The sequence below is a fragment of the Mesorhizobium sp. M1A.F.Ca.IN.020.06.1.1 genome (assembly GCF_004023265.1).
Classification (GTDB): Bacteria; Pseudomonadota; Alphaproteobacteria; order Rhizobiales; family Rhizobiaceae; genus Mesorhizobium.
The window spans coordinates 1-8,230 of the sequence record NZ_RZSR01000175.1 but is presented as its reverse complement, the minus strand read 5'-3'; the positions used below and the strand labels follow the sequence as shown (position 1 = coordinate 8,230).

General features: G+C 60.4%; 6 protein-coding genes and 2 pseudogenes. 1 reads left to right on the top strand and 7 read right to left on the bottom strand.

The window, feature by feature from the left end:
• Window positions 1-180: 180 nt before the first annotated feature.
• Window positions 181-1,287 (bottom strand): RHE_PE00001 family protein, encoded by a 1,107-nt coding sequence (locus EOA60_RS10590; protein WP_128311332.1) that lies wholly within the window; start codon window positions 1,285-1,287, stop codon window positions 181-183.
• 175 nt (window positions 1,288-1,462) lie between these two features.
• Here EOA60_RS10590 and EOA60_RS10585 point away from each other — a divergent pair.
• Window positions 1,463-1,957: pseudogene (locus tag EOA60_RS10585) on the top strand (integrase); the annotation flags it as partial.
• A 150-nt stretch (window positions 1,958-2,107) separates the two neighbouring features.
• On the opposite strand, the gene istB reads toward EOA60_RS10585, so the two are convergent.
• From istB to EOA60_RS37465, 6 genes and pseudogenes are all read right to left on the bottom strand, one after another.
• Window positions 2,108-2,863: an IS21-like element helper ATPase IstB gene (istB, locus tag EOA60_RS10580; RefSeq protein ID WP_127336032.1), complete on the bottom strand. Its 756-nt coding sequence runs from the start codon at window positions 2,861-2,863 to the stop codon at window positions 2,108-2,110.
• Between the two features lie 11 nt (window positions 2,864-2,874).
• Window positions 2,875-4,386, bottom strand: a complete 1,512-nt coding sequence (istA, locus tag EOA60_RS10575) for an IS21 family transposase (RefSeq protein WP_164748550.1) — start codon at window positions 4,384-4,386, stop codon at window positions 2,875-2,877.
• A gap of 132 nt (window positions 4,387-4,518) precedes the next feature.
• Complete coding sequence (locus EOA60_RS10570) at window positions 4,519-5,109, bottom strand: hypothetical protein (RefSeq protein WP_245491848.1); 591 nt, start codon at window positions 5,107-5,109, stop codon at window positions 4,519-4,521.
• A gap of 325 nt (window positions 5,110-5,434) precedes the next feature.
• Window positions 5,435-6,484: a hypothetical protein gene (locus EOA60_RS10565; RefSeq protein ID WP_164896269.1), complete on the bottom strand. Its 1,050-nt coding sequence runs from the start codon at window positions 6,482-6,484 to the stop codon at window positions 5,435-5,437.
• Window positions 6,481-7,794 (bottom strand): hypothetical protein, encoded by a 1,314-nt coding sequence (locus EOA60_RS10560; RefSeq protein WP_128311328.1) that lies wholly within the window; start codon window positions 7,792-7,794, stop codon window positions 6,481-6,483. The genes EOA60_RS10565 and EOA60_RS10560 overlap by 4 nt, the downstream gene beginning before the upstream one ends.
• Window positions 7,794-8,230: pseudogene (locus tag EOA60_RS37465) on the bottom strand (hypothetical protein); the annotation flags it as partial. The gene EOA60_RS10560 and the pseudogene EOA60_RS37465, both read right to left, overlap by 1 nt.

The window sequence follows — 8,230 nt, the reverse complement described above, 5'->3', positions numbered from 1 at the left end:
CGCCCGCCAACAACCTCTCCTTGCTTAGCACGCCGTATCCACGAGCACCTCCATGTCCCGCAGATCGCGAAGTGTGTCGAAGCCGAAATGCGAGACGAACACCTTGATCGTCACATCGGTGTAGGTGCGCTCGGCTGCGGGCTGCGCGAACCGGCGGCGATGGGTCTCACGACTCTCATCTCAAACTACACCCCACGCTCGAAACCTCCCCCTGCCGGTCATCTCGCGCAGGCGAAGCTCGCCGATGAGATTGAGCGCTCCTTGCTTCGAGACTTTCAGCCTTTCTTCGACCATGCCGGTGGAGACGATCGGGCGCGACAGCACCAGTTCGACCAGATCAGGCAGTTTCGAACTGGAACGACGTCTGCGCAACCGTCGCTCAAACTGGTTTTTCGCCAGCACCAGCCGATCGTGCTCCTTCAATCCCGCCAAGGCTGCTTCCTGGATGGCGTCGACAAACGCCAACAAGCGCTCGCCGCTCGCCTTTGCGCGCCGGCGCTCCCTTGGAATGCTCTTGGCGCCGAGATGCAGGCTGGCAAGATGCCCTGCGGCAACGCCTTCCTGCCGCAGCAGCGCGGCGACCAGCAGCGGCCCGAGCCAGGCGGCATGCTGCAGCACCTCGATCCGGGACCAAGCCTCGAGCAGGATTGCTGCACGCAGCACTGGCGGCAGCGCCCGCGTATCCGCGAGCACGCCCTGCCATTCAGCCAAGCGCGCATCCTCGTCCCAGTCGAGATCATAGACGAGCGACGGCCGGTCGGACTGCTCCGGCCGCTCCTTGCGGACCGGCGCCGTCCCACCCTCCAGCACCTTCGCCGCGCGATCGAGAACGGCGTCGATCGCCGCAAACTCCTCGGCCAATGGATCCGACTCGGCTTCGTCGGCCAATTGCTCGGCTGGCGCCCCCTGCCCTTCGCGACCGCCGTCCGGCGCCGCCCCCGCGCCACGGCCGGTCAAGTGGCGCAGCCCGTCGCGCCCGAGCGCCCAGTCCGGAGCACGGGCGACAATTTGCCTTCGCGCGCGCAGGATCGCATGAGCACGTGTAAGCTCGTGCGTCGGCGCGCGGACATCCATGTGAGCGTCGTGCAGGACAAGGTCCTCGATATGGACGAGCTCGCCCTCAAGCCAAAGTGCCGCGACGGCGTCGGCAAAATTCTGGCGCTCGATCCAGCCCTCCCGAACCGGCGAACGGTGAAGCCGCTCATCGAGACGCGTCAAAACCTCCGTGGCGCCAGCAACCGGGCTGATGAGCCTATCCAGAGGCAGTTTGCCGAAGTCATAAACCATTGATTTACCTTAACATGATTCGCGAAAATCAAGCTATCCGACACTTAAGTGGACTTGCACCGTACATCGTTTGGCGCCGCTTTCACTATCGATAATGACCTCTTATCGTTAGTGATTGTTTTCGCGGGGCAAATCGGCCAGAATCCATGCTCTCGACGCCGAAGGAACCCACGGAATGCGGGCAATTCGAACGATCTCAAGCTCGACCGACGTCTTGCGCCGCGCCGAGGCGCTCGACGCGCTGGACGCTGTGCTGCCGTTCGATCGCCGCGAATTCCTCGCCGAGCTCCTGTCGGACGGCGATGTCGAGACCCTGCGCCACCTGGCGCGCGAAGGCATCGGCGAGAACTCGATGCGGGCGCTCGCCTCCGACCTCGCCTACCTTGAGGCATGGTGCCAGGCTGCCACGGCAAATCCCCTGCCCTGGCCGGCCCCGGAAGCGTTGTTGCTCAAATTCTTGGCGCATCATCTTTGGGATCCAGCCCGGCGCGAGGCCGATCCGGCGCATGGCATGCCCGAGGACGTGAGCGCCGCGTTGATGCAAGCGGGGCTGCTGAGGAGCAGCGGACCTCACTCCCCCAGCACGGTACGCCGACGCCTGTCGAGCTGGTCGACGCTGACGCAATGGCGTGGACTAGAGGGCAAGTTCAACGCTCCAGGCCTTCGCAATGTGCGTATTCCGATGAAGCCGGCCATGGATTCCGATTTGAAGCCGGCCGGTCATTCCGATTTCATTCCGGTCACGATTCCGATTTGAAGCCGGCCAGTTTTCGGTCTGATCCTGGGTCGCTTTGATGTTTGGGTTGGGTTTTGTTTCAGGTCAAGCTTCGATGCTTTCAGATGCGACTAGCGGGCGCTGTTTTCGCATGCTTTCACCGGTGAGATCGATGCGATAGGCGTTGTGAACGAGGCGGTCCAAGATGGCATCGGCCAGAGTGGGGTTTGCAATGATTTCCCACCAGCGATCCACGGGCACCTGACTTGTGACAATGGTTGAGCGTCGCTCGTAGCGATCCTCAATGATCTCCAGGAGATCGCGACGTTGGTCGTCATTGAGCTTTTCCGGTCCCCAGTCATCGAGGATCAGCAGGTCGGTCCTGGCAAGAGATTTGAGGATCCTGCCGTATCGCCCGTCGCCTCTTGCAAGCGAGAGAGCTGCGAATAGCCGGGGAACCCGGTGGTAGGCGACAGAGAAGTCTTCGCGGCAGGCCTTGTGACCGAGAGCGCAGGCAAGCCAGCTTTTGCCGACACCGGCTGGCCCGGTGACAAGAAGACCGTGATGCTTTCTGATCCAGTCGCAGCCGGCAAGCGCCATGAACAGAGTGCGGTCGAGACCGCGGGCGGCGCGGAAATCGGCATTCTCGATCTGAGCGTCATGACGAAGCTTGGCAGCCCTGGCGCGAGCCTCAAAACGCTTCTGGCGGCGCATGGTCGCTTCCCGTTCGAGCAGTATGGCAAGCCATTCGCCGTGCTCGAGGCCGCGCGCTTCGGACTGACCGTCCAGTTCCTGGAAAGCGGTTGCCATGCCGTAAAGGCCAAGCTCCCGCAGCATGTCGATAGTCGGATTGATCAGCATTGGTGGGTCTCTCAATGAAAGTAATCAGGGCCACGCAGATTGGCGTGTTCGATAATGGCGGTTGGTTCGCCCGATTGACGTGCGGCTTTGTGGTTGGCGATGAGCGAGGCGATGCTCTTGCAGTTCAGGCCACCAATCTCGACAGCGCGGGCCGATACGGCTTCGGCCCGATTGCGATCGATGTCGCGAAACAGGCGTAGGATGCCCAGACATGTTCGAAAGCCCTGCTCGGGATGCGGACGGTTGGCGAGGATTGCGACGACCAGACCTTCCGTCTGCGGCCCGATGGACGCGCCCCAGCGTCGAAAGCGCTCCGGTGTCCACTCGGCATAGCGCCGGTGCGAACTGGGCATGTGGTCCGGATCGGTTCCATGGCGAAGACCTCCGTATCGGCGCTGATGCACCGCGACGCGCTTGCCGCGATGGAAAATCTCGATGGTGCGCGCGGTCGCTCTCAGATCGACCTGCTGACGAATGAGGGCGTGGGGCACGGAATAGAAGAAGGTCATGAACTCGACGTGGTAATCCGTCGAGACGCGGGCCAAGCGCCATTCGGCAAACTCGTAATCTTCCGGTGGAAGACTGGCCAAAGCCGGGCGCTCGACGGTCTCGAAGAGCTGCCGGCGACTGAGGCCCAGCCGGCGCATGACGTGGTCATTGATGCGATCGAGTGCCTGGGCGATGGCGGCATTGGCCTCGGCCAGCGAGAAGAAAACCTGATTGCGCAGGCGCCCCAGGATGCAGGACTGGGCGAAACGCACTCCATTCTCCACTTTCGATTTATCCCGAGGGCGTCTCGGCCGTGCCGGAAGAACCCCGACGCCATAGTGAGAGGCCATCATGCCGTAGCTGCGGTTGATCTCGGGATCGTAGAAGCTGGCGCGACTGACCCCCGACTTCAGATTGTCGGGGACCACGAGCCTGGGAACGCCGTGAAAAAAACGAAACATCCGGACATGCGAGCCAATCCAGTCGGGCAGCGTTTGCGTCCAGGTCGCCTCGGCAAAGGTGTAGCTGGAGGCGCCGAGCACCGCCACGAAGATCTCCGCCTCGCGGATCTCGCCGGTCTTGCGGTCGACAATCGGGATCTTCTTGCCGGAATAATCCACGAAGACCTTGTCGCCGGCGGCGTGCTCCTGGCGCATTGTCGGCGACAGTCGCTGCTGGAATCCCCGCAGGAGTTCACAAAAGCGACTGTATCCGTACCCGTCGGGATGCGCCTCCCGATACTCCTCCCAGAGGATGAGCAAAGTGACGCCTGGCTTCTTGAGCTCGACCGCAAGATCGGCCCAGTTCGGTTCCGTGCGCCGCCGTGTGCCCTGCCTGACACCATTGCGGCTGAAAAGCTTGTGCTCGAGCGCATCGTCGGTCAGCTCGCCCGGCAACGGCCAGGTTAATCCAACTGCTGCCGCACGCTGCAGGTTATCCTGCACGGTGCTGCGCGCTATTCCTAACATGACTGCTATCTCGCGGGAGCTCGTCCCGCTCCCGGCAAGCCGAAGCATTTGTCTCAATTGTCTCATGGTCAGCCTTCTCTTCGCCGGCATCCAAATCTCCCCGTTTACGGCGGGGCACTTGATGCCAAAGTTGCTGACCCAGGAGGTAATCTTCAGTGCCGAAAACTGGCCGGTCTTTGATCGGAACGGTGGCCGGCTTCAAATCGGAATGGTGGCCGGTCTTTGATCGGAATGGCGGCCGACTTCATGTCGGAATCCGCACACGAGGACGAGATCGGGCATGAAATAGAGCACCTGCCGGCCCACGTGAATTGCAGGCGGTGTAACATTGCTGCGAACAACGTTCGGTAGGGCGCTTGCAAGGGTCGTTGGCTTTTTGTCGACCAGCATGCTGGCCCCGGCGTTGCGCTTCCAAGTTGTTAGATCTTCGATCTTGCCCCCGGCCGCGACGTGCCACCGTCCCGCGCAACGGTTAAGCGTCTCGAACGCGGCAACCAACCTCCCATAAGCAGCCTCGGCATCTTGCTCCAGATCGTAATAAAGCACGCTCACGCGGCGATAGCCGTCAAACCATTGGCCTATCAGCATGCCCGGTAGAAATGCGGCTACCCCCACCACAGACCCGGCACCGCCGACCGCTTTCCCAATAAGGAAGCCCACGATACCGAATAGGACTGCCAGTATCACGGAGAGCCGCGTCTGCGCTTGCCTGGCGTTGATTTCATCCAGCACGTTGGCAAACGTTTCATCGCGCATATCCATCACGTCGCCGGACTCGATCTCCCTCATCAGGACGCCATCAGCGACATACTCTGACCCGGACGGTTGCGGCTGTGCTTGGAGCGGCTGAGGCGCCTGCGATCGGGCTGCGTTTTTCCCGCCGGCTTTTCCGAGGGTACCGCGGTAGTACAGACCACCAACCCCGGCGTGGATGTAGTGGCCTCGTGGACCCGTCCCGATCCGAAGGCCCTTTACGCCAACGGAGACGCCAACCCCGCCGGACGAAAAATTGAAGCGGAACGGTCCCGCGCTGATCGATTTGCGAACGTAAAACCCCATCCCTTGAGTCCCAACTCAATGCTGAGCGCGCTAAGTCACCAGCATTCTCTCCCACTCATGACTTCGATCCCTGAGCCGGCGCGAGCTCCGTTTCGCGGGAGCGCTGCCTTACCCTAATTTCAATTCGCCTTCTTGCCTTCACGTCGCCCGCTTGCGCCCCGTCAGTCAGAAGATCACCGGGCAAGATCAGCTGGCCACCCGACATCGGCAGAATGGTGAAACCGTGCAACTCGGGCATATCGCGAAGAATGCTTGTGACGGATATTGCTCGAGCCAATCCAAGGCCCGCGTTGTCGGCCGGATGAAGCGCACCAACCTCCACCTTGCCGGCCAAAACCGGTTGGAGGCCTTTGTCCATATTCGATGACTGACCGGACATCGCTTGCTCGTCCGTGTGGCCAATCACCTCGATGACGTCGACGCCGTAGGACGTTGCAATGCCCGCAATCGTCTTCGACAGATCGCGCAGCCTCGTCTTGAACCGGTCTGAAAGCTCGGCGCTACCGGATTCAAAATTATAGCCGTCAAGTTCGCTGAGACTTATGATCGGCGGCCAATCGTGGGGTTTGGCAGCGACAGCAGACTCATTTGCCTTTTTTAGTGCATCCGAGAGGTCCTTAGGAGTCTTGCCGCCGCCGACATAGCCATTCTCCTTCAGCACCTTCATGTGCTCGATCATCGCCTTGGCTTGATCGACATCGACATCGTTCTCGGCAAGGACTTTGGTGACGGCCGCCCTCTTCATCACCTCTTCCACCGTTAGGCCGGCCTTCTTGATTGTTTCGACGGCATCCTTCGCAAGGACCAGTTCACGCCATTCCTGGTCGGGCACATTGCGCCCCGTCGCGGGTTTGACCAGCGCATTCAGCTGAGCAAGCAGCCGCTTGTTTTCTTCGTCGAGCTTGTGAACTTTCTCCTGAACGGATTGCGCAATCCTTTGGGCTTCCGCAGCCTGTTTCTCCTTCTTGGCGATGATTGCACCAGCCGCCAACAGAAGGCAGAACACCAAAAGGAGCATGGTCTCGGCCATCGTCAGGCCGAGGATCAGGCCGCGGCCATAGCCCTTGCGCTCGAAGGCAATTGATGTTGAGCCAAACTCGCTCACCTGCCCCACCAACTGGTTCGTCTCGGCGGCTCAGGCTTCTCTGCCTGGGGCGTTCCACTCAAGGTTTGGAAGGAATCGCCCTGCGGGTTGTCGGCGATCTTAATTGTTGCCTCTTGCCCTACACTGGCAGCAGGTGTTGCCGAGCGTACCGGATCAATTGCTATAGGGCCGTTGGCGGGTTGGTTCGCTCGCGAGACTTGGAGACTCTTTTCCGCAAGCGTTGCAACGAGTTCGCTCGTATCCTTACTTTGCTTTTGCACCACCGCCGCAAGCGCCTCGGTCAAACGCTGCTGCGCTTGAACAGTCTCGGCGGTCTTCTCTGCCGCAGCCGCCGCTCGCTCAACGCCGCTCGCCACCTTTGAGACCACCTCTGAAAGGCCGGTCATACGAGCTTGCTGCTCTTGGGAGGCGGTCTCGGTTTTCACCGCATACTGCGCCACGGCGTTGCCTAGGAGCTTCACCATTGGCGCCAAGTCGTTCTTCAGCACCTCGTCTGGGACGACAACCTTCTCAAGCTTAGTGGCCACGCTGTCCGCTTGCGCGCCGAGCTTGCTCACCGACGAGGACATTGAGCCATTCGCCTTGTCGAGCAAATCCGCGGCCGCCTCGACGCGCTGCGCAATCGACGAGAACTGACTTTCGACCTGCCCGAAATTATCCTTAAGCGCGTCACTGAGTTTGCCCGACGCCTCCTGGACCGGCTTGATCGCTTCCATCGCGATTTTGTCTAGGGCAGATCTAATATGCTCCCCATTTCGCTCCGCCTGCGCGGCAATCTCCGCAAACCCCTCCTCAAGCATTTGATGGCTGACGCGGCGGAAGTCGGCGAATTCCCTGGTTACGCTCTCCATCTCGGCTCTCACACGCCGCGTCATATCGGCGAGTTCGTGCCTCGCCGTCCGCTCGATGTCGGCAGGGTCGCGGCGCATCTGGTTGTAGAAAATTCTGAGCGCGATACCAGTGATCGTCGAGGTAACGGCGATACCAAAGTTCCTGACGATCGTCTCGGTCGATCCTTCTGACCCGAACTGAAACAACGAGACCCCGAGGCTCGATAGGGTGAACAGGAAGCCCATGTAGTAGAGGTTGTCGCCGGTCTGCTCATCGTGCAGCCGAAGCTTCCCCGTGAAGACTGACATACTCAGATAGAACAACATCAGGCAGACTGGTATGCCCGCCCCCACAATTGGGCTCACACCCGACAGCTTGGCAATGGCGATGAAGACGCAGCCGCCAAGGGTCAGCGCCGCAAAGACAACCAGCGGAAAACCTGGATGGCCCAAGAGGGCATGTTCGTGTTTCCTGGCCATCAGTTTAGCCCCTCCAAGCCAACCAGCTTTTCGAACTCGCCGTGATGGCTCTGGACCCACTGCGTCCAGAACTCGGCATGGTCGAGCGACTGAAACGGCTTCTTTGCCCTGTCGATGTAGAGAATCGTGACGCCCACCCCATCGAGCGACGTGCCATAGGTTCGATCGGCGGCGCTGTTGAGATATTTCTGATAGTCGAGCCCCGATCGGTACTGCGAGTAAAGCGTCGTGTGCTCGATCATGTCCGAGGCGACCACCAAGCGCTTTGCGCTGCCTTGTTTCGCCAAGCTGCTATCGAAGAGCGACAGTTTGATTTTCTGAATGCCGGCCATGATCGGTGATTGGCTCGCGGAGTCACCATTGAGAATTTCGTCGGGAAGCTTGCTCAAGGGATTGCCGAAAGCGTCTTCCCACTTCTTTTGACGACGTGCCGGAT

Bases quoted from the DNA above. Each gene is read 5' to 3' on its own strand.
- EOA60_RS10590 (WP_128311332.1), bottom strand. From the start codon at position 1,287: ATGGTTTATGACTTCGGCAAACTGCCTCTGGATAGGCTCATCAGCCCG.
- istB (WP_127336032.1), bottom strand. From the start codon at position 2,863: ATGCTGATCAATCCGACTATCGACATGCTGCGGGAGCTTGGCCTTTAC.
- istA (WP_164748550.1), bottom strand. From the start codon at position 4,386: ATGAGACAATTGAGACAAATGCTTCGGCTTGCCGGGAGCGGGACGAGC.
- EOA60_RS10570 (WP_245491848.1), bottom strand. From the start codon at position 5,109: ATGAGGGAGATCGAGTCCGGCGACGTGATGGATATGCGCGATGAAACG.
- EOA60_RS10560 (WP_128311328.1), bottom strand. From the start codon at position 7,794: ATGGCCAGGAAACACGAACATGCCCTCTTGGGCCATCCAGGTTTTCCG.